The sequence below is a fragment of the Streptomyces sp. NPDC048196 genome, assembly GCF_040652715.1.
Lineage (GTDB): Bacteria > Actinomycetota > Actinomycetes > Streptomycetales > Streptomycetaceae > Streptomyces > Streptomyces siderophoricus.
The window spans coordinates 37,634-61,310 of sequence record NZ_JBEZMM010000045.1; the positions used below are offsets into that span (position 1 = coordinate 37,634).

General features: G+C 72.2%; 25 protein-coding genes, 2 pseudogenes and 1 riboswitch. Of the genes and pseudogenes, 18 read left to right on the top strand and 9 right to left on the bottom strand.

The window, feature by feature from the left end; genetic code table 11:
- Window positions 1-107: 107 nt before the first annotated feature.
- Complete coding sequence (locus AB0E02_RS31040) at window positions 108-599, top strand: MarR family transcriptional regulator (protein ID WP_362145372.1); 492 nt, start codon at window positions 108-110, stop codon at window positions 597-599.
- 109 nt (window positions 600-708) lie between these two features.
- Here the strand turns inward: AB0E02_RS31040 and AB0E02_RS31045 are convergent.
- The 3 genes and pseudogenes from AB0E02_RS31045 to AB0E02_RS31055 form a co-directional block, all read right to left on the bottom strand.
- Window positions 709-977, bottom strand: a pseudogene (locus tag AB0E02_RS31045) (PucR family transcriptional regulator); the annotation flags it as partial.
- A gap of 128 nt (window positions 978-1,105) precedes the next feature.
- On the bottom strand, window positions 1,106-1,699 hold the full coding sequence (locus tag AB0E02_RS31050) for a hypothetical protein (protein ID WP_362145375.1): 594 nt from the start codon (window positions 1,697-1,699) through the stop codon (window positions 1,106-1,108).
- 770 nt (window positions 1,700-2,469) lie between these two features.
- Complete coding sequence (locus AB0E02_RS31055; protein ID WP_362145442.1) at window positions 2,470-2,859, bottom strand: MerR family transcriptional regulator; 390 nt, start codon at window positions 2,857-2,859, stop codon at window positions 2,470-2,472.
- 410 nt (window positions 2,860-3,269) lie between these two features.
- On the opposite strand from AB0E02_RS31055, the gene AB0E02_RS31060 reads away from it, so the two are divergent.
- Window positions 3,270-4,775, top strand: coding sequence for a SulP family inorganic anion transporter (locus tag AB0E02_RS31060; RefSeq protein ID WP_362145378.1), 1,506 nt, complete (start codon window positions 3,270-3,272; stop codon window positions 4,773-4,775).
- 112 nt (window positions 4,776-4,887) lie between these two features.
- Here the strand turns inward: AB0E02_RS31060 and AB0E02_RS31065 are convergent.
- Window positions 4,888-5,420 (bottom strand): annotated as a pseudogene (locus AB0E02_RS31065) (PP2C family protein-serine/threonine phosphatase).
- 117 nt (window positions 5,421-5,537) lie between these two features.
- Between AB0E02_RS31065 and AB0E02_RS31070 the strand changes: the two are divergent.
- The 6 genes from AB0E02_RS31070 to AB0E02_RS31095 all read left to right on the top strand — a co-directional run bounded on the left by AB0E02_RS31070 (window position 5,538) and on the right by AB0E02_RS31095 (window position 9,365).
- Window positions 5,538-5,768 carry a hypothetical protein gene (locus AB0E02_RS31070; RefSeq protein ID WP_362145380.1) on the top strand — a complete coding sequence of 77 codons (231 nt, stop codon included), beginning with the start codon at window positions 5,538-5,540 and terminating at the stop codon, window positions 5,766-5,768.
- Window positions 5,769-5,961: 193 nt separating this feature from the next.
- Window positions 5,962-6,348: an MFS transporter gene (locus AB0E02_RS31075; RefSeq protein WP_362145384.1), complete on the top strand. Its 387-nt coding sequence runs from the start codon at window positions 5,962-5,964 to the stop codon at window positions 6,346-6,348.
- Window positions 6,349-6,751: 403 nt separating this feature from the next.
- On the top strand, window positions 6,752-7,387 hold the full coding sequence (locus AB0E02_RS31080) for an ATP-dependent Clp protease proteolytic subunit (protein WP_362145387.1): 636 nt from the start codon (window positions 6,752-6,754) through the stop codon (window positions 7,385-7,387).
- 5 nt (window positions 7,388-7,392) lie between these two features.
- A complete protein-coding gene (locus tag AB0E02_RS31085; protein WP_362145390.1) occupies window positions 7,393-7,701 on the top strand; it encodes a hypothetical protein in 309 nt (102 codons plus the stop codon).
- A 307-nt stretch (window positions 7,702-8,008) separates the two neighbouring features.
- Window positions 8,009-8,182: riboswitch (cyclic di-AMP (ydaO/yuaA leader) on the top strand.
- 4 nt (window positions 8,183-8,186) lie between these two features.
- Entirely contained in the window at window positions 8,187-8,660 is a 474-nt protein-coding gene (locus AB0E02_RS31090; RefSeq protein ID WP_362145393.1) for an NlpC/P60 family protein, read from the top strand.
- 57 nt (window positions 8,661-8,717) lie between these two features.
- Complete coding sequence (locus tag AB0E02_RS31095) at window positions 8,718-9,365, top strand: GNAT family protein (RefSeq protein ID WP_362145396.1); 648 nt, start codon at window positions 8,718-8,720, stop codon at window positions 9,363-9,365.
- 213 nt (window positions 9,366-9,578) lie between these two features.
- Here AB0E02_RS31095 and AB0E02_RS31100 read toward each other — a convergent pair whose 3' ends face one another.
- Both AB0E02_RS31100 and AB0E02_RS31105 read right to left on the bottom strand, forming a co-directional pair.
- Complete coding sequence (locus AB0E02_RS31100) at window positions 9,579-10,007, bottom strand: ATP-binding protein (protein ID WP_362145398.1); 429 nt, start codon at window positions 10,005-10,007, stop codon at window positions 9,579-9,581.
- A 238-nt stretch (window positions 10,008-10,245) separates the two neighbouring features.
- Window positions 10,246-11,454: an 8-amino-7-oxononanoate synthase gene (locus AB0E02_RS31105; RefSeq protein WP_362145401.1), complete on the bottom strand. Its 1,209-nt coding sequence runs from the start codon at window positions 11,452-11,454 to the stop codon at window positions 10,246-10,248.
- Between the two features lie 154 nt (window positions 11,455-11,608).
- Between AB0E02_RS31105 and bioB the strand changes: the two genes are divergently transcribed.
- The 3 genes from bioB (at window position 11,609) to bioD (ending at window position 14,845) form a co-directional block, all read left to right on the top strand.
- Window positions 11,609-12,760, top strand: a complete 1,152-nt coding sequence (gene bioB / locus AB0E02_RS31110) for a biotin synthase BioB (RefSeq protein WP_362145404.1) — start codon at window positions 11,609-11,611, stop codon at window positions 12,758-12,760.
- Window positions 12,753-14,057, top strand: coding sequence for an adenosylmethionine--8-amino-7-oxononanoate transaminase (locus tag AB0E02_RS31115; protein ID WP_362145407.1), 1,305 nt, complete (start codon window positions 12,753-12,755; stop codon window positions 14,055-14,057). The genes bioB and AB0E02_RS31115 overlap by 8 nt, the downstream gene beginning before the upstream one ends.
- A 68-nt stretch (window positions 14,058-14,125) precedes the next feature.
- Complete coding sequence (bioD, locus tag AB0E02_RS31120) at window positions 14,126-14,845, top strand: dethiobiotin synthase (protein WP_362145410.1); 720 nt, start codon at window positions 14,126-14,128, stop codon at window positions 14,843-14,845.
- Here the strand turns inward: bioD and AB0E02_RS31125 are convergent.
- Window positions 14,812-15,258 carry a hypothetical protein gene (locus AB0E02_RS31125; RefSeq protein WP_362145413.1) on the bottom strand — a complete coding sequence of 149 codons (447 nt, stop codon included), beginning with the start codon at window positions 15,256-15,258 and terminating at the stop codon, window positions 14,812-14,814. The two genes, bioD and AB0E02_RS31125, sit on opposite strands and share 34 nt — an antisense overlap.
- A 161-nt stretch (window positions 15,259-15,419) precedes the next feature.
- On the opposite strand from AB0E02_RS31125, the gene AB0E02_RS31130 reads away from it, so the two are divergent.
- Complete coding sequence (locus tag AB0E02_RS31130) at window positions 15,420-16,265, top strand: class I SAM-dependent methyltransferase (RefSeq protein WP_362145416.1); 846 nt, start codon at window positions 15,420-15,422, stop codon at window positions 16,263-16,265.
- Window positions 16,262-16,933: a class I SAM-dependent methyltransferase gene (locus AB0E02_RS31135; RefSeq protein ID WP_362145419.1), complete on the top strand. Its 672-nt coding sequence runs from the start codon at window positions 16,262-16,264 to the stop codon at window positions 16,931-16,933. Before AB0E02_RS31130 ends, AB0E02_RS31135 begins: the two co-directional genes overlap by 4 nt.
- Before the next feature lie 220 nt (window positions 16,934-17,153).
- Here AB0E02_RS31135 and AB0E02_RS31140 read toward each other — a convergent pair whose 3' ends face one another.
- Window positions 17,154-17,525 carry a hypothetical protein gene (locus AB0E02_RS31140; RefSeq protein WP_030414602.1) on the bottom strand — a complete coding sequence of 124 codons (372 nt, stop codon included), beginning with the start codon at window positions 17,523-17,525 and terminating at the stop codon, window positions 17,154-17,156.
- Complete coding sequence (locus AB0E02_RS31145) at window positions 17,522-17,794, bottom strand: toxin-antitoxin system HicB family antitoxin (RefSeq protein ID WP_030414601.1); 273 nt, start codon at window positions 17,792-17,794, stop codon at window positions 17,522-17,524. Before AB0E02_RS31145 ends, AB0E02_RS31140 begins: the two co-directional genes overlap by 4 nt.
- Before the next feature lie 165 nt (window positions 17,795-17,959).
- Between AB0E02_RS31145 and AB0E02_RS31150 the strand changes: the two genes are divergently transcribed.
- The 5 genes from AB0E02_RS31150 (at window position 17,960) to AB0E02_RS31170 (ending at window position 23,444) form a co-directional block, all read left to right on the top strand.
- Complete coding sequence (locus tag AB0E02_RS31150) at window positions 17,960-19,426, top strand: APC family permease (RefSeq protein WP_362145424.1); 1,467 nt, start codon at window positions 17,960-17,962, stop codon at window positions 19,424-19,426.
- Window positions 19,427-19,501: 75 nt separating this feature from the next.
- Window positions 19,502-20,392 carry a TIGR03621 family F420-dependent LLM class oxidoreductase gene (locus tag AB0E02_RS31155; RefSeq protein WP_362145427.1) on the top strand — a complete coding sequence of 297 codons (891 nt, stop codon included), beginning with the start codon at window positions 19,502-19,504 and terminating at the stop codon, window positions 20,390-20,392.
- A 61-nt stretch (window positions 20,393-20,453) separates the two neighbouring features.
- Window positions 20,454-20,876: a GNAT family N-acetyltransferase gene (locus AB0E02_RS31160; protein WP_362145430.1), complete on the top strand. Its 423-nt coding sequence runs from the start codon at window positions 20,454-20,456 to the stop codon at window positions 20,874-20,876.
- 226 nt (window positions 20,877-21,102) lie between these two features.
- Entirely contained in the window at window positions 21,103-22,440 is a 1,338-nt protein-coding gene (locus AB0E02_RS31165; RefSeq protein ID WP_362145433.1) for a hemolysin family protein, read from the top strand.
- Complete coding sequence (locus AB0E02_RS31170; RefSeq protein WP_362145436.1) at window positions 22,437-23,444, top strand: hemolysin family protein; 1,008 nt, start codon at window positions 22,437-22,439, stop codon at window positions 23,442-23,444. The genes AB0E02_RS31165 and AB0E02_RS31170 overlap by 4 nt, the downstream gene beginning before the upstream one ends.
- The last annotated feature ends 233 nt before the right edge of the window (window positions 23,445-23,677 follow it).

Below are 23,677 nucleotides of genomic sequence, written 5' to 3' on the forward strand. Positions count from 1 at the left end.
GTCATATTTTCCTCTCACGCTCTTTTTGCATTATGCAAATGTTGTCAAGTGCGCCCCTGAGCGAGGTAGAAATGAGCATGATCAGGCGCAAGGGGAGAGCTCAGGACATGGGTGACGTCGATGCGGTGACCCGCGCAGTGCTGACCGCCTCCCGCGTCCTCGTCGGCGTGTCCGCACGCTCACTTTCCGCGGTCGAAGGCAAGGTCACCCTCCCCCAGTTCCGCCTCCTGGTGGTCCTCTCCGTGCACGGCGCGACCAACCTGTCCACGGTCGCCGAACTCCTCGGGGTCAACCCCTCCACGGCCATGCGAATGATCGACCGGCTGAACGCCGTCGGCTTCGTCGATCGCCGAGCCAACCCCGACAACCGGCGCGAAACCCTGATCCAGCTCACCGCGGACGGACACCGCATCGTCGACGAGGTCACCACCCGCCGCAGGGAGGAGATCGCGGCGATCGTCGGCCGCATGGACCCCGCGCAGGGCACGGCCCTGGTCGAGGCGCTCACCGCCTTCACCGAGGCCGCCGGCGAGCCCGCCGTTCCACCGGCCGGCCACGACGCCTACCCGCTGGGCTGGGCCAACGACCCGGCGCAATGAACCCGAGCCGCCCACCGGAGCCATGGCCACCCGAACCGTTCACCGACCCGGCCCGCCTCACCGCCGCTCCGGCCCGACCTTCGCCGCGACCGTCTCCTGGCCGGCCACCTCACCCGCCACCGCTGGCCCGCCGGTCCAGAAGCCGGGCGCCGGTCACCGCGGTCTGCAACGTGTAGCGACGCGTCGGGTGTGCCGATTCCGCGCGGTCAAGTTGTGGGTGCGCTCCGGTCCGTAGGTGAAGGCGCGTCCGCTCAGCGACAGCCGCCGCGCGGCCTCGGCCGCCCCGCACCCCATGTCGCAACAGGTGCCGAGGGTGTCGATCAGCGCCTGCGCACCGCTCCGAGCCTGCTGGAGCGGGCCGAGGGTGTTGAGCACCAGGAGCCGCGCCGGTCGGCCTCCCGGCATCGAGGACGTCGAGGTAGCGGCGGAGGCGACCTGACCGCCGGCAAAGAACGATCTCCTGCCCGTGGGCTCCTCCGGCCCCCAGGGGCGTTACGAGACCGGAGTCAGCCGGTCCGCCGGCCCCGCCGCGCATCGGCACGCCCCCACTCCAGGGCCCACTGCTTCAGACGACGTCGCTCCAGCAGGGCCCGCATCAGCCGGGTACCCGCCCACACCACACCGCCTACTGCCACCGCCGCCCCGACGCCCGCCACGCCGGCCTGCAGCATCGCGCTCGACGGGGCCGGCGGCTGGGGGACGAGGTCACCCCGGGCATTCGTCCAGAGCGGCACCCGCATACCAGCGGAAGCATGGGGGATCACGCTGACCCAACCGGTGCGCGTCCGGCCGTCGGGCGTCGTCCAGCGGACCTCGGCCTTGGCCCGGTTGCCGTCCCCGGTCCGAGTGGTCACCGTCTCCATGGCGTTCCCCACGAGCACCGCCACCACCGCACGGCGCCCGGACCGCTCCTCCTCGAAGCCCCGCTCCGCCATGACCGCGGTCACCAGACCCACAGCCGCGCCGCCCACCACGCCCAGGGCCCACGCGATGAGCAGCAACCACGCTTCGACGAGATCGCTCGTCCGCCGCAGCGGACTGCGCCTGAAGCGCCACCACCACACACGGGCGCTTCCCAGGTGTCCGAACCTCTCCACCATCAGCCGACACCCCTTCACGAGCACCAGCACCTCACCCCGCTGTCCGGCCGCTCCATCGAGACGGCTCCACCGGGGAACCACGAGAGTACGGAATGCGCCGCGCTGCCGGAAGGGGCTGATCACAGCCGGATGCGGACCGTCTCCGCGGTGAAGAGCAGGGGGCGCTGTCGAAGCCCCGGTCATCTCGTGCAGTTCCCAGGCAGCCGGGCGACTGGGCCACCTTCGAAGGCTCGGTAAGCACGGCGTGGGTATGGGCCGGGACGGCGGTGCCAACCGCGATCGGCCTACAGCGCGATGTCCTCGGGCCGGCCTTCGGCGTGACGGCTGCTTCCGGCTTCGCTGCACCGGCGCCGAACATTGCCGGGACGGCAGCGATTCGGGCTCTTGGAGACGACGCCTGAACCAGCCCGGGCGGCGGCGGTGCCGTGGCAGCGGCTCGTGGTGGAGGTCGTGACCACCGAACGGGCGGCGCACTCACCGAGCGGGGTCACCCCGAGCGTCCCCCGCACCGCACCCGGCAGGTCAACGGTGCCGTCCCGCGCACGGGAACGGTCGGCGGGCATGAGCCGCAGGGCTGTGGGCACCGATGGGCACGTTGATCAGCCGGATCCACCGCCCGGACAGTGACTGGGTGAGCATCCCGCCGTGCGCGGCAACCTCGACCGGCTTTTCGCCTTCCCTGTGCCGGGCTTGAAGGCTGTGGCCGGTCAGCTGGATGAACCGGCGGAGCCCCGTCGTCCCCGACGCGGGCGTACGCCGTGACGAGGTGGTCAGCCGGCGGGAAGGTGCGCGAGGCGTGCGCGCAGCGTGGCGGCGAACTCTTCGGCCCGTGCCAGCTGGGTGCGCAAGTCTTCCACCCGTTGCTGCGCGGCCTCTTGGAAGGCGCGCACCCGGCCCAGCAGCTCCTCCCGCTCCGGGGCGGACAACGCCTCCCCCGAATCCAGGCGGTCGGTGGCCGCGAGCAACTCGCGCATCTCGTCCAGTGTGAAGCCGAGTGGCTTCATCCGGCGGATCACCATCAGGCGGGCGACGTCGGACTCGGTGTAGAGGCGGAACCCGCCCTGGGAGCGGGCGGAGGGGATGACCAGGCCGGTCTCTTCGTAGTGCCGGATGGTGCGCAACGACAGCTCGGTCCGTTCCGCGACCTCACCGATCTGCATGCGCTGGATGCCCACGTGCCTGCCTTCCTCGGTCCACATGGTGATCGCCCGCAACCACCTTGGATCTCTACCCTAACGTTAGGGTAGAGTCGGCCGATGTCGAGGCGGGTCGGCCGTGCCGTTCCTGCCCTCGTGCGGGACGCCACCCGCCACCTCTGCCGTGTCGGGGCCGACGACGCCCCCGGCGAAGACCGATGCCTGCAGGAGAGCGTGCGCATGATGCCCGGCGCCGCCGCCTGCCCGCCTTGATCCTTCGCCCCTGAAGCAGCGCCCGCACCCTTTCGCGCCCGCTGCCGCCTTGAGACCTCGGCCCGCTGAACGTGGGCTTCGCGAAGAGCCGCCCCGGCCTTCTCGCCTCCCGCACGCCGCTACGACGACGGCGTGCCCGACCACGACAGGGACTGCCTTCCTTGCCTTCTCCCGCACTGTCTCCCGCCGCGCGGCTACGCGGCCTGAAGCCCGACTGGCTGTCCGATCCGAAGGTCTGGCGCACCGAGATCCTCGCCGGGCTCGTCGTCGCGCTCGCCCTGATCCCCGAGGCGATCAGCTTCTCGGTCATCGCCGGGGTCGACCCGGCGATCGGCCTGTTCGCCTCCTTCACGATGGCCGTCACCCTCTCGATCGTCGGCGGCCGGCGCGCGATGATCTCCGCGGCGACCGGCGCCGTCGCCCTGGTCATCGGCCCGCTCAACCGCGAGCACGGCTTCGGCTACCTGGTCGCCGCCGTCATCCTGGGCGGTGTCTTCCAGATCCTGCTGGGCGCCCTCGGGGTCGCGAAGTTGATGCGGTTCGTGCCGCGCTCGGTGATGGTCGGCTTCGTCAACGCCCTCGCGATCCTGATCTTCATGGCGCAGGTCCCGGAGATGACCGATGTGCCCTGGCCGGTCTATCCGCTGATCGTGGGCGGGCTGGCGCTGATGGTGTTCTTCCCGAAGGTCACCAGGGTGATCCCGGCGCCGCTGGTCTCCATCATCGTCCTCACGGTCATGACCGTCGCCGCCGGGATCGCGGTGCCCACCGTCGGCAACAAGGGCGCCCTGCCGTCCTCGCTGCCCGTCCCGGGCCTGCCCGATGTACCGTTCACGCTCGCCACCCTCACCACGATCGCGCCGTACGCGCTCGCCATGGCGTTGGTGGGCCTGATGGAGTCGCTGATGACGGCCAAACTCGTCGATGACATCACCGACACCCGCTCCAACAAGACCCGCGAGTCCATCGGCCAGGGCATCGCCAACATCGTCACCGGCTTCTTCGGCGGCATGGGCGGCTGCGCCATGATCGGCCAGACCATGATCAACGTACGGGTTTCCGGCGCCCGCACCCGCCTGTCCACCTTCCTCGCGGGCGCGTTCCTGATGGTGCTGTGCATCGTGTTCGGCCCGGTCGTCTCCGACATCCCCATGGCTGCCCTGGTCGCCGTGATGGTGATGGTGTCGTTCGCGACGTTCGACCGGCACTCGATCGCGCCCCAGACCCTCAAGCGGATGCCCGCGGGCGAGATCACCGTCATGGTGCTCACCGTCGCCGTCGTGGTCGCCACCCACAACCTGGCCATCGGCGTCGTCGTCGGCACCCTCACCGCCATGGTCGTCTTCGCCAAGCGCGTCGCCCACCTCGCCGACGTCACCGCGGTCGTCGATCCGGACGGCACCCAGGTCGTCTACCGGGTCACCGGTGAACTGTTCTTCGCCTCCTCCAACGACCTGGTCACCCGGTTCAACTACGCCACCGACCCCGACAAGGTCGTCATCGACCTGTCCGCCACCCACGTCTGGGACGCCTCCTCCGTCGCCGCCCTCGACGCCATCGAGACCAAGTACGCCCAGCGCGGCAAGACCGTCGAAATCACCGGGCTGAACGACCCCAGCGCCCACCTTCACCGCAAACTCAGCGGTGAACTCGCAAACAGCCACTGACTCGCCCCAACCACCTGTTGACCGCCTTCCCGAAGGCCGCCCAGGAGCCTGGCGAGGCTCGGTGCGATAACGCGTCACCGGTGCTGCGGGCGCCATTCGAAGAGCAGGATGGTTACGTCGTCCCGCAGTTGGTTTTTCGCTGGTGGTCGAGGATGGCGTGGGTGAGCAGCCGCAGCACCTCGGCCGGGCGCTGACCGGCGGCGGAGGAGTGGATGATGAAGTCGGTGAACCGGTCGAGGCCGAACTCCGCACCGTCCGCGTCGCGAGCCCCTAGGAGGCCGTCGGTGGAGAGCAGGACGCAGTCGTCCGGTTGCAGGGTTGTCTCGTGGACCTCCCGGACCGCCGGGGCGAGGGGGCCGGCCAGGCCGATCGGAGGCTGCGGAGGGCTGTCCAGCATGCCGTCGAGCACCCGCTGGGCACGGATCAACAGCGGTGCGGGTGGCCGCAGTTGACCCATTGCAGTACCCCGGCGACCGCGTCGAGCCGGCACAGCACGCCGGTGCAGAAGTGGTCGGGCAGCCACTGGGCGAGCGCCTGGTCGACGGAGCCGACGACGTCGGCCAGGTCGCCACCGCCGCGCCGGGCGTTCCGTGCCGCCGCCATGGCGACCGACGTGGTCAGGCCGGAGACCAGATCGTGCCCCATGGAGTCGAACAACTGCAGACCTCAGCGTCGATCAAGCCGCTTCCCACAGGCCTGCGTCCAGAAGGCGAGCTGCCTTCGTGATGCTCCCGGGCATCAGGTGCGGAGCGCTTCGCGCAGATGGCACTCCTCGTCGCCGTCGAACGCGGCATGAGGCTGCCGTCCATCTTCGACAGGCAAACGATCGCCGCGGCGTGCCGAAGCACGGCGCTCAAGTGCATGGAGCGGCTGGGAGTCCCGGTCGCCCTTGCACCGGAAATCCTCGGCGCCGTGTCTGAAGCCGACGCGAACCGGATCCGGGACGTGGCCGACGTGGCCGACTATCTCAGCGCTGTGGCCACCCCTCCCTGACCGGCCTTCTCCCGACTCCGCTCCCGCTTGCCTCGGCTCGTCCTTCCATCCCGGCCCCTGCACGAGCCCCGCCGGAAGCCGTCCCCTCCGCTCGGCCCTGCTGCACAGTGAGCTCGTTGCCCGCCACCGACGGGCTCCGCGGCTGACGGCAGATGCGGAGCCAGGGACACTCGGGCTGGGCCTGGCTCCCGGTGTGCTCCTCGCCTCCGGCATCGTCAGCCAGCCGGAAAGTCCCCGCTGGCTGGTCGCGCATGGCCGCAGTGATCAGGCTCAGCAGGTGCTGACCCGGCTTCGTGGTGGTGACGGGGCTGCCGAAGACGAGCTGGCGGAGGTCGAGCGGACCCACCGTGCGACATGGGCGAGTGCTCCGCTGGCTCTCGGACAACTGCTGTCGCAGCGGCTCAGACCGGCCTTCACCATCGGCATGTTGCCGGTGTTCTTCCAGAACCTCGGCGGTATCAACACGATCCTTCTGCTACGCGCCGACGCTCTGCACCGACATCGGCTTCAACGACCGAGGCGCCCTGCTCGCCACTATCGGTATGGGAGCCCTGTTCATGCTGACGATGATTCGCGCTGATTCTCATCGACCGAAGCGGCCGCAAGCCACGGCTCGTTCACGGTGCGCTGGGCATGAGCGCGGGCAAGCGGACCGATCCTGTTTGGTTCGGATCCCGATGTCGGGGAGGCGCTTGCCGATCTGGCTGTCGGTGACAGGGCACCCTGGACGACCGCCCGGGAACAGGCAAGGAACGTCGTCCGGCGTGCCGACCTCGGCCCTACCGCGGCGAATCACGACAAGCTCGCGGACCAGGCTGACCATGGACGCCCCCCAAACGGTGACAAGTGATGTGAGACATGAGCCCTCACCAAGGAGCAAAAAGCCCCATCTGACCTGGGCATTTGACTTGATCACTAAAATCGGGTCCCATTCTAACGGGATGTACGTCCTGTACATTTTCTACAGAGGAAAGGGGCCGGCCATGCTGCGACCGACCGCCCGCTACGTCCTTCCGGAGTTCACCGAGCGCACCACGCAGGGGACGGTGACGATGGACCCGTACTCCAAGCTGCTGAGCGAGCGGATCATCTTCCTGGGGACCCCGATCGACGACACCGCCGCCAACGACGTCATGGCGCAGCTGATCCACCTCGAACACGCCGCGCCCGAGCGGGACATCTCGCTCTACATCAACTCCCCCGGCGGCTCGGTCACCGCGATGACCGCGATCTACGACACGATGCGCTTCGTGTCGTGCGACGTGGAGACCGTCTGCCTGGGGCAGGCCGCGTCCTCCGCCGCGGTGCTGCTGGCCGCCGGCGCCCCCGGCAAGCGGCTGGCGCTCCCGGGCGCCCGGGTGCTGATCCACCAGCCGTCGGTGAGCGAACCGTTCGAGGGCCAGGCCAGCGACCTCTACATCCAGGCGCAGGAACTGCTGCGCAGCCGCGCCATGCTGGAGGAGATGCTGGCGCTGCACACCGGTCAGCCCCGCGAGCGGATCGCCGCGGACATCGAGCGCGACAAGATCTTCGACGCCCCGGCCGCGCAGGCGTACGGCCTGATCGACGGGCTCACCCGTAACCGCAAGCAGTCGGCCGACCAGCACGCGGGGCGGTGAGCCGGATGTGGCCGCCGGAGACCCCGCCGCTGCCCGCGCTGACCCGCGCCGAGGGGCAGCTGATCGACTGCTACCTGGAGGCGCTCGACCTGCTGGGCCGGATCAACCCGGCCCGCGGCGGCGGCACCTACCAAGCCCTGCGCGCCGCTCAGGCACTGGTGAGCAAGGCCGCCGAACTACGGGACGCGCTGACGCTGATGCACAACCGGGGCGAGCACGAGCGGCACGGCGAGACGCTGGCCCGGGCCCTGCGGGTGCTGGACGGGGAACGCCGGGCCGGATACGTGACGGTGCCGCCGGCCCGGGAACCCTGAGCCGACACGCGCGCCCGCGCTGCCCGGACGGCGTAGCGTCCGCGCGTGCGGTAAGGGGGCGACGAATTGCGCGGGGCACCGGAATTACTGCGGTTACCGATGTTTCGCCCCAGGTCCGGGGGGTGCCGCAGGCGCCTCTCAAGCGCGTAACGGGGCAAATCCCACCATTCGGCGCAACTGTGGCGCATGTCACATTCGGCATTTTCAACTCGGAATTCGGGTGGCGGGTGCGTGAGGATCCCTTCGACGACAAGACCCCGCCACAGCGACGGGGCGGTCCGGCCGGGCGCCTAATCCCGCCGCCGTGCCGGATGTCCGGTCGATGCGTGTGGATCGGCGGGAGCGGAGGACCCGAGCAGTACGGGGTCCGGGGCCCGCACGGCCCGACGGACTCCTTGGGGTGAAGCCGTGGAAGCGGCCGGGCATCTTCGCCTGCCCGAACCCGACAGGTCTTCCTTCGCAGGCGGCTGACGAAGGGTTTGCGCATGACCGTGCGCACGCATACGCCACATCTGCTGGCCCGCGCCGGCGCCGTGTCCGCACTGGCACTGGCCACGCTCGGCGGGACCACGCTCGCCCCGGGAACCACCGCCGACGCCGAGGCCGCGACCGTCTCCGCACATGCGCTGCGGATCGCGGCCTCCAAGCGGGGCTCGCCCTACCAGTACGGGGCCATGGGGCCGTACCGCTTCGACTGTTCGGGCCTGACGGTGTACTCGTTCAAGCGCGCCGGCCGGGAGCTGCCACGCACCGCCGCGCAGCAGTACGGCCAGACCCGGCACATCCCGGCCGCCGCCCGGAAACGCGGGGACCTGGTCTTCTTCCACTCGGGCACCGGCATCTACCACGTCGGCATCTACGCCGGGCACGGCCGGATGTGGCATGCGCCCAAGGCCGGCAGCGTGGTGCGGCTGGAGAGGATCTGGAGCCGCGCGGTCTCGTACGGAAGAGTGCGCTGAGCTGCGGCGACGCCGGACGCTCGGTGAAGTGTCAGTGGGCCCCGGTAACTTGACGGGGTGACCTCGGAACTGAGCAAGGTGCTTACGGCCGCGGCGCGGGGCTGCTTCCCGCCCGCGGACGGTTCGGTGACGGTGCTGCCCCCGCCGTCCCCGCGGGACGTGGGCGTGGTGTCGTTCACCTGCCATGCCGTGGTGTTCGCGGACGTGGAGCCGTCCTGGGTGCACGACCGGACAGCCCCCGGCGACCTCGCCGGACCGCTCAGCCCGCCGTTCCTCACCGCGCTGGGTGAGCGGACCGGCCGCGAGGCCAACAACATCGACCTGGCCACGGTCGCCGAGGCACTGCCCGGCCCGCCGCCGCTGGAGCTGGTGGAGACCACGGACCGCAGCCATCCGCGGATCGTGCGGGCCCTGCGCCACCGCGACGAGGTGCGGGTCTGGACGACCGGGGACGGCGGGACGCTGGTCATCGGCCGGGGCGTGGCCGGCCGCCTTGAGCTGGCGGTGGAGGTCGAGGCCGCCGGCCAGGGCCGCGGTCTCGGCCGCCGGCTGGCGCACGCCGCCCGCCATCTCATACCGGCGGGCGAACGGCTCTGGGCCCAGGCCGCCCCCGGCAACGCCCGCAGCGTCCGTGCCCTGCTGGCCGCGGGGTTCGTACCGGTGGGCGCGGAGGTGCTGATGGTGCCGGTCGGCGGACGCGGCTGAGCCGTAGCCGCTGCGTGGGCAGGGCGCCGGTGGTGGCCTCCGGCTCGCGGGGCTTCCAGCGCGTGAAGCTCCCGGCGCGCGGGGCGCCCGGTGCGCGCCGCCGCGCGGCGCGTTCGGCCGCCCCGCCGTGCCGTGACGTCGGGCTTCCCCTCACAGCGGGCTTCCCATCACGGCGGCCTTCCGTTACGGCGGCCCTCCGTGACGGCCGCGCCGTCAGCCGACCGCGATCCGCCAGGGCAGGCTGATCCAGACGGTCTTGCCGCCGGTGTCGGTCGGGACGACGGAGAGCCGGCCGCCGGCCTCCGCGGCGAGGAAGCGGATGATGACCAGCCCCCGGCCGTTGTCCTGCTGGACCGCGGCGGGCAGCCGGCGCGGGCGGCGCGGGTGACTGTCGGTGACCCCGACGCGCAGTTCCTCGTCGCGGTCCAGGCGGAGTTCGAGGGTGAAGGTCGGGGACCGTCCGAAGGTGTGCTGGACGGCGTTGGTGGCGAGTTCGGAGACGATCAGGCGGACCGCGTCGGCGGTGGCGGAAGCGGCGGGCAGACCCCATTCGGTGAGCACCGCGAGGGCGTGTCCGCGGGCGAGGCGGACCGATTCCGGGGCGCTCGGCAGGGTGAGTGCGGATTCCTGGTGGTCTGCCATCGCGACGCCGTCCCTTTCCCACCGAGGCCGGCTCCGGTCCGCTGACCGGTGAGCCGGCGTGCCGCTCGGGTCAACGATGCGGCCTCGGGCTTCTGCTGGAGCGCCAGACTGCCACCCGTGCCCCCGGTGTGGTGCTCGATCCAGCAACATCTACAGATATCTATCGCTCGATGCGGTGAACTCTGCGACGGGAGACCGGATAGGGGACGCCGTGCCGGTCACCCAGCGTCACCGAGGATCAGATCATCGACGGCGCGGTGGCGACGATCGTCTCCACCGCTTGGTCGAGCTGCCCCTCCGTCAGGTCCGCGCGGGCGGTGAGCCGCAGCCGGGAGATCCCGTCCGGCACGGACGGCGGGCGGAAGCAGCCGACCGCGAGACCGGCCGTGCGGCAGTCGGCGGCCCAGCGGACCGCGGCCTCCGGCGAGGGGGCGCGGACGGACACCACCGCGGCGTCCGGCCGTACCGCCGTCAGACCGGCCGCGGTGAGCCGGCGGTGCAGTGCGCGGGCGACCTCCCCGGCCCGGGCGGCGCGCTCGGGTTCGCGGCCGATCAGCCGCAGCGCGGCCAGCGCGCCGCCGGCCGCGGCGGGGGCCAGGCCGGTGTCGAAGATGAACGTCCGGGCGGTGTTGACCAGGTGCTCGATGACCCGGGCCGGGCCGAGCACCGCGCCGCCCTGGGAGCCGAGCGACTTGGAGAGCGTCACGGTGGCGACCACGTCGGGGTCCCCGGCCAGTCCGGCCGCCGCGAGCGCCCCCCGGCCGCCGTCACCGAGGACACCCAGCCCATGGGCGTCGTCGACGAGCAGCGCGGCGCCGTGCGACCGGCAGGCGGCGGCCAGAGCGGGCAGCGGTGCGGCGTCGCCGTCGACCGAGAACACCGAGTCGGTGACCACCAGCGCCCGCCCGCTGTGGCCGGCCAGGGTGCGGCGTACGGCCTCGGGGTCGGCGTGCGGGGCGACCTCGGTGCGGGCCCGGGAGAGCCGGCAGCCGTCGATGAGGGAGGCATGGTTGCCGGCGTCGGAGACGACCAGGGTGCCGGGTGCGGTCAGCGCGGTGACCGCGGCGAGATTCGCGGCATATCCGGACGAGAGCACCAGAGCCGCCTCGAAGCCGCAGAACGCGGCGAGTTCCGCCTCCAGCCGGGCGTGGAGTTCGGTGCTGCCGGAGACCAGCCGCGAGCCGGTGGCGCCGGCGCCCCAGAGCTGCGCGGCCTCGGCCGCGGCGTGGGTGACCTCGGGATGCCGGGAGAGTCCGAGATAGTCGTTTCCGGACAGGTCGAGCAGCGGGCAGTCGGCCGGGCGGGGGCGCAGCGCGCGGACCAGGCCGGCGCGTTGGCGTTCGGCGCGGGCGGTGTCGAGCCAGTCGAAGGCCGAGCCGGGCGCCGGGCCGGCGGCGGGCGGGGGCGCGGTGTCGCGCAGCGGCAGCGCGGCGGAGTCCTGCGGCATCGGCGTCCTTCGTCGGGGGCTCGATTGTGGGCTGTCGATAGACGTTAGCGGTCGTTCCGCCCGGTCACGGTGTGGCGATACACACACCCCGATCGACGCGCGTTGTGGGAATCCTCCTTGGCCGGGGGCGGGGGCGTAGGACAGGATCATCGCCATGGACCTGCTGAACACACTGGTGGACAAGGGACTGCGGCGCGAGTTGCCGACCCGTGAAGAGGCGCTGGCCGTGCTGGCGACTTCCGATGACGAACTGCTCGACGTCGTGGCCGCGGCCGGAAAGGTGCGCCGCCAGTGGTTCGGGCGGCGGGTCAAGCTCAACTACCTCGTCAACCTCAAGTCGGGCCTGTGCCCGGAGGACTGCTCGTACTGCTCGCAGCGGCTGGGGTCGAAGGCCGAGATCCTCAAGTACACCTGGCTGAAGCCCGATGACGCCTCCAAGGCGGCCGCCGCCGGGTTGGCCGGCGGCGCCAAGCGGGTGTGCCTGGTGGCCAGCGGCCGCGGCCCGACGGACAAGGACGTGGACCGGGTCTCGGAGACCATCGCCGCGATCAAGGAGCAGAACGAGGGCGTGGAGGTGTGCGCTTGTCTGGGACTGCTCTCCGACGGCCAGGCCGAGCGGCTGCGCGCGGCGGGTGCCGATGCCTACAACCACAACCTCAACACCTCGGAAGCCACCTACGGCGACATCTGCACCACGCATGACTTCTCCGACCGGGTCTCCACCGTCCAGCAGGCCCAGGCCGCGGGCATGTCCGCCTGCTCCGGACTGATCGCCGGTATGGGCGAGAGCGACGCCGACCTCGTGGACGTGGTGTTCGCGCTGCGTGAGCTGGACCCGGACTCGGTGCCGGTCAACTTCCTGATCCCGTTCGAGGGCACCCCGCTCGCCAAGGAGTGGAACCTCACCCCGCAGCGTGCGCTGCGCATCCTGGCGATGGTCCGGTTCGTCTGCCCGGACATCGAGGTGCGGCTGGCCGGCGGTCGCGAGGTGCATCTGCGCAGTCTGCAGCCGCTGGCCCTGCACCTGGTCAACTCCATCTTCCTGGGCGACTACCTGACCAGCGAGGGCCAGGCCGGCAAGGACGACCTGGCGATGATCGAGGACGCCGGCTTCGAGGTGGAGGGCACGGACACCACGACGCTGCCCGAGCACCGCCGGCCGTGCGGCGAGCACGCGGCCGCGGCCCCGGAGACGGACGCCGAGGCACCCGCCGCCACCGTCCCCGCCCCGTCCGACGAGGCCCGCCGCGATCTGGTGTCGGTGCGCCGCCGCGGCGCCGGTACCGACCTCCCGCCCAATGCCTGAGCCGCTCGGGCCCCGCGAACTGCTCGCCCTGGACCGGCAGCACGTCTGGCACCCGTACGGGCCGATGCCCGGCACCGCCGCGCCGCTGCTGGTCGAGTCGGCCTCCGGTGTCCGGCTGCGGCTGGCCGAACCGGCCGAGGGGCACGACGAGTTGGTGGACGGGATGTCCTCCTGGTGGTCGGCGGTGCACGGCTACAACCACCCGGTGCTGAACGACGCCGCCCGCGGCCAGCTGGAGCGGATGAGCCATGTGATGTTCGGCGGGCTCACCCACGAGCCCGCGGTGCGGCTGGCCAAGCGGCTGGTCGACATCACGCCGGAGCCGCTGCAGCACGTCTTCCTCGCCGACTCCGGTTCGGTGTCGGTCGAGGTCGCCGTGAAGATGTGCCTGCAGTACTGGCGTTCCCTGGGAAAGCCCCGCAAACAGCGGCTGCTGACCTGGCGGGGCGGCTACCACGGCGACACCTGGCAGCCGATGTCGGTGTGCGATCCGGACGGCGGGATGCACGAGCTGTGGCAGGGGGTGCTGCCGCGGCAGGTCTTCGCGGACACCCCGCCGCCCGGTTTCGACGCCCCGGCCGACCCGGCGTACGCGGACCAGCTGCGCGAGCTGATCGGCCGGCACGCCGACGAGCTGGCGGCGGTGATCGTCGAGCCGGTGGTGCAGGGCGCGGGCGGGATGTCGTTCCACTCCCCCGAGTACCTGAAGGTGCTGCGGGAGGCCTGCGACGCGCACGACGTGCTGCTGGTGTTCGACGAGATCGCCACCGGCTTCGGCCGTACCGGTGCGCTCTTCGCCGCCGGGCACGCCGGCGTGGCGCCCGATGTGATGTGCCTGGGCAAGGCGCTGACCGGCGGTTATCTGACGCTGGCCGCGACGCTGTGCACCACGGCGGTGGCGGACGGGATCTCCCGCGGCGAACTGCCGGTGCTGGCGCACGGTCCCACGTTCATGGGCAATCCGCTGGCCACCGCGGTCGCCGACGCCTCGATCGAGCTGCTGCTGTCGCAGGACTGGGCGCAGGAGGTCAAGCGCATCGAGGCCGGACTGCGGGCCGGGCTGGCGCCCGCCGCGGACCTCCCCGGCGTGCGCGACGTCCGGGTGCTCGGCGCGATCGGCGTGGTGCAGCTCGACCATGCGGTGGACATGGCGGCCGCGACCCGGGCGGCCGTGGGTGCCGGTGTGTGGCTGCGGCCGTTCCGGGACCTGATCTACACGATGCCGCCGTACATCACCGGTGACGACGAGGTGGCGCGGATCTGCGCCGCGGTGTGCGCCGCGGCCCGCGAGGGCTGAGGACCGGGGCCCCGGGCCCCGGGGCCACCCGACGACACGGCCTTCGGCCGATGAGGAGTGACGAAGAGATGTCGGTGCTGTTCGTGACGGGCACGGGCACGGAGATCGGCAAGACGGTGACCACGGCCGCGATCGCGGCGGCCGCGCTCGCCCGGGGCCGTTCGGTGGCGGTGCTCAAGCCGGCCCAGACCGGGGTCACCGCGGACGAGACGGGCGATGCCGCGGAGGTCGAACGGCTGGCCGGCCCGGTCACCACCGTGGAACTCGCCCGCTACCCGGACCCGTTGGCGCCCGCGACGGCCGCCCAGCGGGCCGGTCTGCCGCCGGTGGGGCCGCAGCAGATCGCCGAGGCCGCCGCCGAGCTGGCCGTCTCGCACGACCTGGTGCTGGTCGAGGGCGCGGGCGGGCTGCTCGTACGGCTGGACGCGGAGGGCCACACCCTCGCCGACGCGGCCCGGCTGGCGGACGCCCCCGTGCTGGTGGTCGTCCAGGCCGGGCTGGGCACCCTCAACTCCACCGCGCTGACCGCGCTGGCGCTGCGCCACTACGGTCTCGACTCCCCCGGCATCGTCGTCGGCAGCTGGCCGGCCGACCCCGATCTGGCGTCCCGCTGCAATCTGACGGACCTTCCGGAGGCCGCCGGGGCCCCGCTGCTGGGCGTGCTCCCGGAAGGCTCCGGTGCACTGCCGCCGAGCGCCTTCCGGGCCGCAGCCCCGACGTGGCTGACCCCGGCGCTCGGCGGCAGCAAGGCGCCTCAGAGGACCGCGACGGTCTCCGTGTTGGCGTAGCTGAAGCCGTCCTCGTCGAAGTAGAAGACGCTCAGCTTCACCTTGTCGCCCTTGGCGAAGTGCGAGCCGACGGCCGGGCGCAGGGTGATCTGCGCGGTGTGGTCGGCGTAGTCGCAGACGAGATGGGCCTTCTTGATGGTGCCGGCCGCGATCGACTCCTCGTGGCCGGTGGTGTTGAGCTTGGTGGCGTTGGCGACCAGCTGGTGGTTGATGCCCTCGTCACAGGAGTACGTGACCTTCGCCTGCAGGCCGGGCTGGTGGAGCGTGACCTTGTTGATGGTCAGCAGGTTGGCCTTGGCCGCCGCGGACGGCGCGGCGGCCAGTGCGCCGGCGCCCAGCAGGAGCGTGGCGGCGGCGGTACCGGCGAGACGGCGCCCGAAACGGGTGGCCTTGGTCGACGTCGTCGACTTCATGGTGTTCCTTCCCCCTGATGCGGTCACCTTGGTCGGGCATGGCGGAGCATTTCCGCATGCGCGGTGACTGCGACAGTTGTTCGGTTTGACGGCTGATCATACGGGATCTTCCCGGCGGAAATCGGCGAGCCGTCGCACCGGTTCACGGGCACACTGCGGGGGTGGTGGATTTCGCGTACGCGGACCGGAGCCTCGCCCAGTGGTACGACCTCCTCAACCCCTGGGGGCCGGGCGACGACTTCTACCTGGAGCTGGTGATGTCCGCGGACTCCGTCCTGGACGTCGGCTGCGGTACGGGCACCCTGTTGCACCGCGCCCGGGCGCGCGGCCACCGGGGCCGGCTGTGCGGGCTCGATCCGGCGGACGGGATGCTGGCGCGCGCACGACGGCGCACCGACATCGAATGGCTGGCGGGCGATGCGCTGTCGCTGGCCGGCCGGAATCGCCCCGGCCCGGTCTTCGACCTGGTCGTGATGACCGGGCACGCCTTCCAAGTCCTCGTCGGGGAAGCGGAGTTGCGGGGTTCACTGGCGGCGGTCCGCGCCGCGCTGGCGGCGGGCGGCCGGTTCGCCTTCGAGACCCGTAATCCGCTGGCGCGACCCTGGGAGCGGTGGACGCCGGACCGGGCGGTGGAGGTGAGGGACGCGGACGGGGTCACGGTGCGCGTCGCCCACCGGGTCGACCTGCCGGTGCGCGGGGACGTCGTCCACTTCACGGAGACCTTCAGCGGGCCGGACGGCACCCGGCCGCGGACGAGCCGGAGCAGTCTGCGGTTCCTCGACGCCCGGACGCTGGGTGAGCGCCTGGCCGGGGCGGGGCTGACCGTCGAGGAGCAGTACGGCGACTGGGACCGCCGCCCGCTCACCGCGGACGCCCCGGAGATCATCACGCTCTGCCGGGCCGCGCCGGCCGGACTCGCCGCGCCTTCCGCTGGGGAGACTGACAGCAGCAGCGGGCATCGGCCGGCGCGGGAACAGCGGGAACGGCAAGAAAAGGGGTCGTCATGAGGCAGCGCAGGGGAGTTCCGCTCGGCACCGTCCACCACCCGGTCTTCGCCCGCTTCTACGCGACCTGCTGCGGGCCGGCCGCGGATGCGCGGGCGGGGGTGGCACGGCTCCGCAGGGAGCTGCTGACCGGGGCGACCGGCCGGGTCATCGAGGTCGGCGCGGGCACCGGGCTGAACTTCGCCCACTACCCGGGCACGGTCTCGGAGGTGGTGGCCATCGAGCCGGAGCCGACGCTGCGCCAGGTGGCGCGGGCGGCGGCGGCCCGGGCGGAGGTGCCGGTGGACCTGGTGCCGGGGGTGGCGGAGGCGCTGCCGGTGAAGAGCGAGGCGTTCGACACGGCTGTGGCGTCGCTGGTGCTGTGCTCCGTACGGGAGACCCGGCGGGCGCTGGCGGAACTGCGGCGGGTGCTGCGGCCCGGCGGGGAACTGCGGTTCTTCGAGCACGGGCGGGCCCCGGGACGCGGTCTGGCGGCGGTGCAGTGGTCGCTGGACCACACGGTGTGGCCACTGCTGATGGGCGGCTGCCACACCGGCCGGGACCCGCTGGGTGAGATCCGGGCAGCCGGTTTCGAGGTGGTGCGGGTGCGCCGGCTGAAGGTCCCGGAGCGCGGCCCGACGCTGCCGACCTCTCCGGCGGTGCTGGGACTGGCCCGGCGGCCGGCCGACTGACCGCACCGGGCCGGGCGCGCCGGCGCGGGCGCGTCGGGCCGGGGCGGGCCGGGGCGGGGCGGACGTCGTCGGTCAGCGGGAATACCTCCCCCGCCTGTTGGGTTGTGGCCCCGCAGGGGGCGCTCGCGACCCTTACGGGTTCTGTTCGACCGTCCCCTACGGGTCCCAAGGCCCCCTTGGCGCCGACGCTCACCGGTTCCCCGCGGGACCGGCCGGCGGGTCACAGGATCCAGGTGCGCAGTTCGTCCGCGATGGCGTGGACGTCCGCGGTGCCCTCCTTGATGAGCCGGGCGAGGTCGCGGACCCGTTCGGGCGAGGTGGCGATCTTCAGTCCGCTGGCGACGAGGTAGCCGTAGGCGACGGCGGTCGCGAACATCGCGTTCGAGCGCTCCAACGCCGGTACCTGGAGCAGGAGTTGGAGCAGCGCGGCGGCGCGGTCCGGCGGGTCGGGGTAGACGGGTACGCCGAATATCTCGGCGTCGTGGCGGCTGACCGCGGCCACCAGGGCACCCCAGTCGGTGACCTGGGGGTCCCCGGGGGTGTGCTGTTCGGCGATCAGGAGGAGCCAGGCGAGGTCGATGCGCAGTGTCACGTCGTGCCCGGCAGTCCCTCGCGGTCCGCGGGCGCGGCGGGGCCGGGCGCGCCGCCCGTGTCCCGGCCGAATTCCTCGGCGAAGACCCGCTCGTACTGCTTCATGAAGTCGGAGGCGGCCTCGACGAAGGTCTGGCCCACCTCGCCGGCGTCGCGCAGCACGAGCTCCTCGATGTAGCGGTTCATGCTCACTCCCCGCTGCAGGGCGCGCTCCCGCGCCGCTTCGGCAGTGGCCTCGTCCACCCGGACGTTCAGCTGTGTCTTCGCCACTCCCTCACGCTAGCGCGCCCGCGCTAGCACCGGCAAGCGCCGCCGGTCCGACCGGCCCGCGGTCCGCGTGCCGCTGCCGGGGGTGCCGGGACGGATGGCGCACGATGTGATCCGTTGTGCGACCGGACCGTCCACGACCGCTCGGCCGTCAGGAGGACCACCGCCGTGTCCGTGCCCGCTCCCGTGCCGCATCTGAAGCGCAGTCTGCGGCGCTTCGACATCATGGCGATCGGGATCGCCGCCGTGATCTCCTTCGATGTGATCGGGCAGATCGCCGCCGGCGGCGGTCAGGCCGTCACCTGGATCGGGGTGATCGTGGTGGCGTTCCTGCTGCCGTACGCGCTGATCTTCGCCGAGACCGGCGCCGCGTTCCCGCAGGAGGGCGGCCCGTATGTGTGGGTGGAGGTGGCGTTCGGCCGGCTGCCGGCCGTGCTCACCACGATGTTCTACTGGGTGACCAACCCGGTCTGGCTCGGCGGTTCGCTGGTGTTCCTGGCCGCCGAGGCCTGGGACGGCTTCGTCTTCCCGCTCGGCACGGGCACGGTGGCCGACTACGCCTTCAAACTGGTCTTCATCTGGATCGCGATCCTCACCGCGGTGATCTCGCTGCGCCGCGGCAAGTGGATCACCACGGCCGGTGCCGGCGCCAAGGTCCTGGCGCTGGCCTTCTTCACCGCGACGGCGGTGGCGTACGGCCTCCAGCACGGCTTCCGCGGCCTGGGGACGGCCGGTTTCGCGCCGACGGCGGCCGGGTTCCTGGCGCTGGTTCCGGTGCTGCTGTTCGCGTTCGTCGGGTTCGAGGCGCCGAACGCGGCCGGGGACGAGATGCTCGATCCGCGGCGCGACGTACCGGTCGCGATCGCGGTGTCCGCATCCGTCGCCACCTGCTGCTATCTGCTGCCGGTGCTGGCCATCCTGTCCGCCGCCCCGGCCGGCCGGATCACCGGCGTCGGCGGCTTCATGGAGGCGGCCCGGCTGGTCTTCGGGATCTACGGGAGCTGGCGCGGACCGCTGCTGTCCTTCGTCGCCGTGCTGTTCGCGCTGTCGCTGCTGACGCAGGGCAGCGCCTGGATGATCGTCGCCGACCGGATGCAGGCGATGGCCGCCGCCGACGGCGGGTTCTTCACCCGGGCACTGGGCGCCTTCCATCCGCGGCTGGGCACCCCGGTCCGGATGAACCTGCTGTCCGGCGTCACCGCCACCGTCTTCATGGCGGCGGCGATGAACCTGGCGAACGGCGACGCCTCGGCGATCTTCGGCGTGGTGCTCACCGTCGCCATCACCACCCTGCTGCTGTCGTACCTCGCCGTGATCCCCGCCCTGCTGGCGCTCCGCCTGCGCCACCGTGCGGCACCCCGCCCGTACCGCGTCCCGTTCGGCACCCGCGGGTTCACGGTCGCCACCCTGCTCGTCTACGCCTGGATCCTGCTCGGCTGCTGGGTGGCGCTGTTCCCCGGCACGCTGGAGCACCTCGTCGGGTTCCGCTACGACTTCCGGGCCACCTGGGGCGTCTCCCGGCTCACCTTCGAGGCGTTCACCCTCGGTACGGTCGCGGTGCTGCTGGCGATCGCGGCGGCCGGCTATCTGGTGCAGCGGTGGCGGGCCCCGTCCGCGGACGACCGGCTGCCCTGACGCGAACCGGCCGTGCTTGCATGGGAGTTGACCGGTCGCGACCGGCGCCGGTCACCGCATCGACGAGGGGGATCCATGCCACGTCCGTTCCGCTTCGGCGTCAACCTGCTCACGCTGGAGGCCGGGGATTCCTGGCGCCGGAAGTGCCGCCGGGCCGAGGAGCTGGGTTACGACGTCCTGCTCGTACCGGACCACCTGGGGATGCCGGCGCCGTTCCCCGCACTGATCGCCGCGGCGGAGGCGACCGAACGGCCGCGGGTGGGCACGTTCGTGCTCAACGCGGGGTTCTGGAACCCGGCGCTGCTGGCCCGCGAGGTGGCGACCACCGACGCGCTCACCGGCGGGCGGCTGGAGCTGGGCCTGGGCACCGGATACGTCCGCGCCGAGCACGAGACCGCCGGACTGCCCTGGGGGTCGCCCCGCGAACGGGTCGACCACCTGGCGCGCACCGTCGAGGAGCTGGACCGGCTGCTGGGCGCCCCGGAGCAGGCGCCGCGGCCGACGCAGCGGCCCCGGCCGCCGCTGCTGATCGGCGGGAACGGTCCGCGGATGCTGCGGCTGGCGGCCGAACACGCCGAGATCGCGGCGTTCACCGGCGGCCGCCAGGCACCCGGCAGGCCGGAGGGCACCCTGGAACTGATGCCCGCGGACGAACTGGCGGCGTCCGTGGCCCGCTACGAGCGGTACGCGGCCGGCCGCCCGGAGCCGGCCGAGCGCAACCTCCTGGTCCAGCAGGTGCGGAACACCCACGACCGTCGGGCGGTCGCCCGGGAGGTCGCGGACCGCGGCATCGGGCTGGACGAGGAGCAGGCGCTGGAGGTGCCGACCCTGCTGATCGGCACCCCGCGGCAGATGGCCGAGCAGCTGCGGGAGCACCGCGAGCGGTTCGGATTCTCGTACCTCACCGTCCTGGATTCCGCGCTGGAGGAGTTCGCTCCGGTCCTGGCGGAGCTGCGCGGCAGCTGACCGTCCCGGGGTGCGGAAATGTGGTGGCGGGCCGGGGGCAGCGGCTGCTTGGCTCGGCCGCATGACCGACATGGACATCCGGCCGGCCGTTCCCTCCGACGCCGAGACGGTGCTCGGCTTCTGGACGGCGGCCGCCGAGGGCACGAGCATCAGCGACGACGTGGAGGGGGTGCGGCGCCTCATCGCGCGCGACCCGGAGGCGCTGCTCCTGGCCGAGTCGCAGGGCACGCTGGTCGGCACGGTGATCGCCGGCTGGGACGGCTGGCGGGCCTCGCTGTACCGGCTCGCCGTGCATCCGTCCCACCGCCGGCGGGGCATCTCGAAGGCGCTGCTGGCGGCGGCCGAGGAGCGCTTCGTGAAGCTGGGCGGGCGACGCGGGGACGCCATGGTGCTACAGGCGAACGAGCGGGCCCAGCACGCCTGGGCGGCGGCGGGCTACCAGCGCGAGGAGCAGTGGCGCCGCTGGACGAAGCCGCTGGCCTGAGCGCCGCCGGCACCGGATCCACCCGGCCCCGGAGCCCGCCCCGACACCCTCGGGGCGGGCTCTCCCCACGCACACCATTTTGCCGATCCTTTACCATGGTCCTTCCCGGCCACGAGCGAAAGGTGTGTGAGCGTCCAGCCATGGGCGAGCCTCCCAGTAGTCGAGCATCCCGGCGACGATGCGCGAACCTCCCCGTCCTGTACCAGCATGGGACGGAGGTGACCCGATGACCGACCTGCTCTTCCTGGGCGTGGCGCTCCTCCTGACCCTCGCCTGTGGTGTCTTCGTGGCGGCCGAGTTCTCGCTGACGACCGTCGAGCGCAGCGACCTCGAACGCGCCGCCGAGCGCGGCGAGCGCGGGGCGGACAGCGCGCTGAAGGCGGTCCGCGGCCTGACCTTCCAGCTCTCCGGTGCCCAGCTCGGCATCACCGTCACCGGCCTGGTCATCGGCATGCTGTCCAAGCCGGCCATCGCCACCCTGCTGGCGGGCCCGTTGGGCGCCGTGGGGCTGTCGCACGGGGTGGCGGAGTCGGTGGCGCTGGTCCTCGGCACCGCGATCTCCACGGTCGTCCTGATGGTGGTCGGCGAGCTGGTCCCCAAGAACTGGGCCATCTCCCACCCGCTGAGCATCGCCAAGAAGGTCGCCACCGCCCAGCGCGGGTTCAGCGCCGCCTTCAAGCCGTTCATCCGGCACCTCAACAACACCGCCAACCGCACCGTCCGCCGGATGGGCCTGGACCCCGCCGAGGAGCTGGCATCGGCCCGCGGCCCGCAGGAGCTGGTCGCACTGGCCCGGCACTCGGCCAAGGAAGGCGCACTGGAGGCGGACACCGCCGAGCTGTTCGTCCGGACCCTCAACCTCGCCGATCTGACCGCGGAGAACGTCATGACCCCGCGGGTCCAGGTGGTGGCGCTGGAGGTCCAGTCCACCGCCGAGGACATCGCCAACGCGACCCGGGCGACCGGGCTGTCCCGCTTCCCGGTCTACCGCGGCAGCCTGGACAGCGTCGTCGGCGTGGCGCACATCAAGGACGTGCTGACCGTCCCGGCCGAGCGCCGGCTGCGCCACCCGGTCTCCGAGCTGCTGCGCGAACCGCTGCTGGTGCCGGCGACGCTGACCGTGGACCGGCTGCTGGACCGGCTGTCCGGCCGGCGCACCATGGCCGTGGTCATCGACGAGTACGGCGGCACGGCCGGCGTCGTGACGCTGGAGGACATCGTCGAGGAGGTCGTCGGCGAGGTACGCGACGAGCACGACCCGCTGGAGACCCCCGACCTGGCCCCGGCCGGCGACGACGCCGAGGGCCGCGCCGCCTACCAGGCCGACGGCGGCGCCCGCACCGACCAGCTGGAACGCATCGGCCTGCGGGCCCCGGAAGGCCCGTACGAGACGCTGGCCGGACTGATCGCCACCGAGCTCGGCCGGATACCGGTCGCCGGTGACCATCTGGAAGTGGCCGGCTGGACCATGGACGTCCTGGACGCCTCCGGCCACCGCGCGGCGCGGGTGCTGCTGCACGCCCCGCTGCCGGGCACCGACGAGGGGACGGAGACCGCCCGATGACCGCGCTCCAGCTGTTCGTGGGCCTGCTGACACTGGTCGTCAACGCCTTCTTCGTCGGCGCCGAGTTCGCCCTGATCTCGGTGCGCCGCAGCCAGATCGAGCCGTACGCCGAACGCGGCGACCGGCGGGCGACCAGCGTGATGTGGGGGCTCTCCCACGTGTCGGCACTGCTGGCGGCCGCCCAGCTCGGGATCACCCTGTGCACCCTGGTCCTGGGCGCGGTCGCCGAACCGGCCATCGCGCACCTGCTGGAACCGGTCTTCCACACGGTGGGCATCTCGCACGCGCTGGTCCACCCGATCTCGTTCGTGATCGCCCTGGCCCTGGCCACGTACCTGCACATGCTGTTCGGCGAGATGGTGCCGAAGAACGTGGCACTGGCCGAGCCGGTACGCACCGCGCTCGCCCTCGGGCCGCCGCTGGTCGCGCTGACCCGGGCGCTGCGTCCGGTGATCTTCACGGTCAACACGTTCGCCAACGTGCTGCTCAAGCTGCTGCGGGTGGAGACCAGGAACGAGGTGGCCGCGACGTTCTCGGACGCCCAACTGGCGCGGATGGTCCAGGACTCCCGGGAGGCCGGACTCCTCGACGAGCGGGCCCAGGAACGCCTCCGCGACGCCCTGGAACTGGGCCGCCGACCGGTCCGGGACGTGATCCTCCCGGCCGAGAAGGTGGTCTCGGCCCGCATGGACACCACCGCCGAGGAGCTGGAACAGCTGGCCGCGGAATCCGGCTTCTCCCGCTTCCCGGTCCTCGACGACACCCGCCGCATCCTCGGTTACCTCCACGTCAAGGACGCGCTGGACGCCGCCCCGCGCAACGTGCCGTTCCCCGTCTCGGCCCTCCGCCCCATCGCCCGGGTCCGCGCCGCGACCCCGCTGGACGACGTCCTGACCGCCATGCGGGGCTCCCGCACCCACCTCGCGGCCGTCATCGGCGACGACGGCCGCCTGGCCGGCCTGGTCACGATGGAAGACGTCCTGCGGGAGCTGGTCCTTCAATAACCCCACGTACTCGGCGGCAGCGCCGTACTCGCCGTTGCGCTTTGCGGGGCTCCGCACGTAGCTGTCTGCGGCGCCGCGGGGCTCGCTCGCCGTTGCGCTTTGCGGCGCCGCGCATGTAGCCGTCTGCTGCGTCGCGGATGTTGTTCGCCGTTGCGCCTGCGGCGGGCTGGGTTGTTGTTGGGTGCGGTGACGGACCTCCGGGGCCTTGTTCGTGGACTGCTGTCGCTTTACGT

Coding starts and splice junctions, on each gene's coding strand:
- AB0E02_RS31115 (WP_362145407.1), top strand. CDS start 12,753: ATGCCTGAGCCGCTCGGGCCCCGCGAACTGCTCGCCCTGGACCGGCAG.
- AB0E02_RS31050 (WP_362145375.1), bottom strand. CDS start 1,699: ATGGTGGAGAGGTTCGGACACCTGGGAAGCGCCCGTGTGTGGTGGTGG.
- AB0E02_RS31155 (WP_362145427.1), top strand. CDS start 19,502: ATGCCACGTCCGTTCCGCTTCGGCGTCAACCTGCTCACGCTGGAGGCC.
- AB0E02_RS31105 (WP_362145401.1), bottom strand. CDS start 11,454: ATGCCGCAGGACTCCGCCGCGCTGCCGCTGCGCGACACCGCGCCCCCG.
- AB0E02_RS31100 (WP_362145398.1), bottom strand. CDS start 10,007: ATGGCAGACCACCAGGAATCCGCACTCACCCTGCCGAGCGCCCCGGAA.
- AB0E02_RS31170 (WP_362145436.1), top strand. CDS start 22,437: ATGACCGCGCTCCAGCTGTTCGTGGGCCTGCTGACACTGGTCGTCAAC.
- AB0E02_RS31070 (WP_362145380.1), top strand. CDS start 5,538: ATGGCACTCCTCGTCGCCGTCGAACGCGGCATGAGGCTGCCGTCCATC.
- AB0E02_RS31040 (WP_362145372.1), top strand. CDS start 108: ATGGGTGACGTCGATGCGGTGACCCGCGCAGTGCTGACCGCCTCCCGC.
- AB0E02_RS31090 (WP_362145393.1), top strand. CDS start 8,187: ATGACCGTGCGCACGCATACGCCACATCTGCTGGCCCGCGCCGGCGCC.
- AB0E02_RS31055 (WP_362145442.1), bottom strand. CDS start 2,859: ATGCAGATCGGTGAGGTCGCGGAACGGACCGAGCTGTCGTTGCGCACC.
- bioB (WP_362145404.1), top strand. CDS start 11,609: ATGGACCTGCTGAACACACTGGTGGACAAGGGACTGCGGCGCGAGTTG.
- AB0E02_RS31085 (WP_362145390.1), top strand. CDS start 7,393: ATGTGGCCGCCGGAGACCCCGCCGCTGCCCGCGCTGACCCGCGCCGAG.
- AB0E02_RS31135 (WP_362145419.1), top strand. CDS start 16,262: ATGAGGCAGCGCAGGGGAGTTCCGCTCGGCACCGTCCACCACCCGGTC.
- AB0E02_RS31160 (WP_362145430.1), top strand. CDS start 20,454: ATGACCGACATGGACATCCGGCCGGCCGTTCCCTCCGACGCCGAGACG.
- AB0E02_RS31125 (WP_362145413.1), bottom strand. CDS start 15,258: ATGAAGTCGACGACGTCGACCAAGGCCACCCGTTTCGGGCGCCGTCTC.
- bioD (WP_362145410.1), top strand. CDS start 14,126: ATGTCGGTGCTGTTCGTGACGGGCACGGGCACGGAGATCGGCAAGACG.
- AB0E02_RS31080 (WP_362145387.1), top strand. CDS start 6,752: ATGCTGCGACCGACCGCCCGCTACGTCCTTCCGGAGTTCACCGAGCGC.
- AB0E02_RS31165 (WP_362145433.1), top strand. CDS start 21,103: ATGACCGACCTGCTCTTCCTGGGCGTGGCGCTCCTCCTGACCCTCGCC.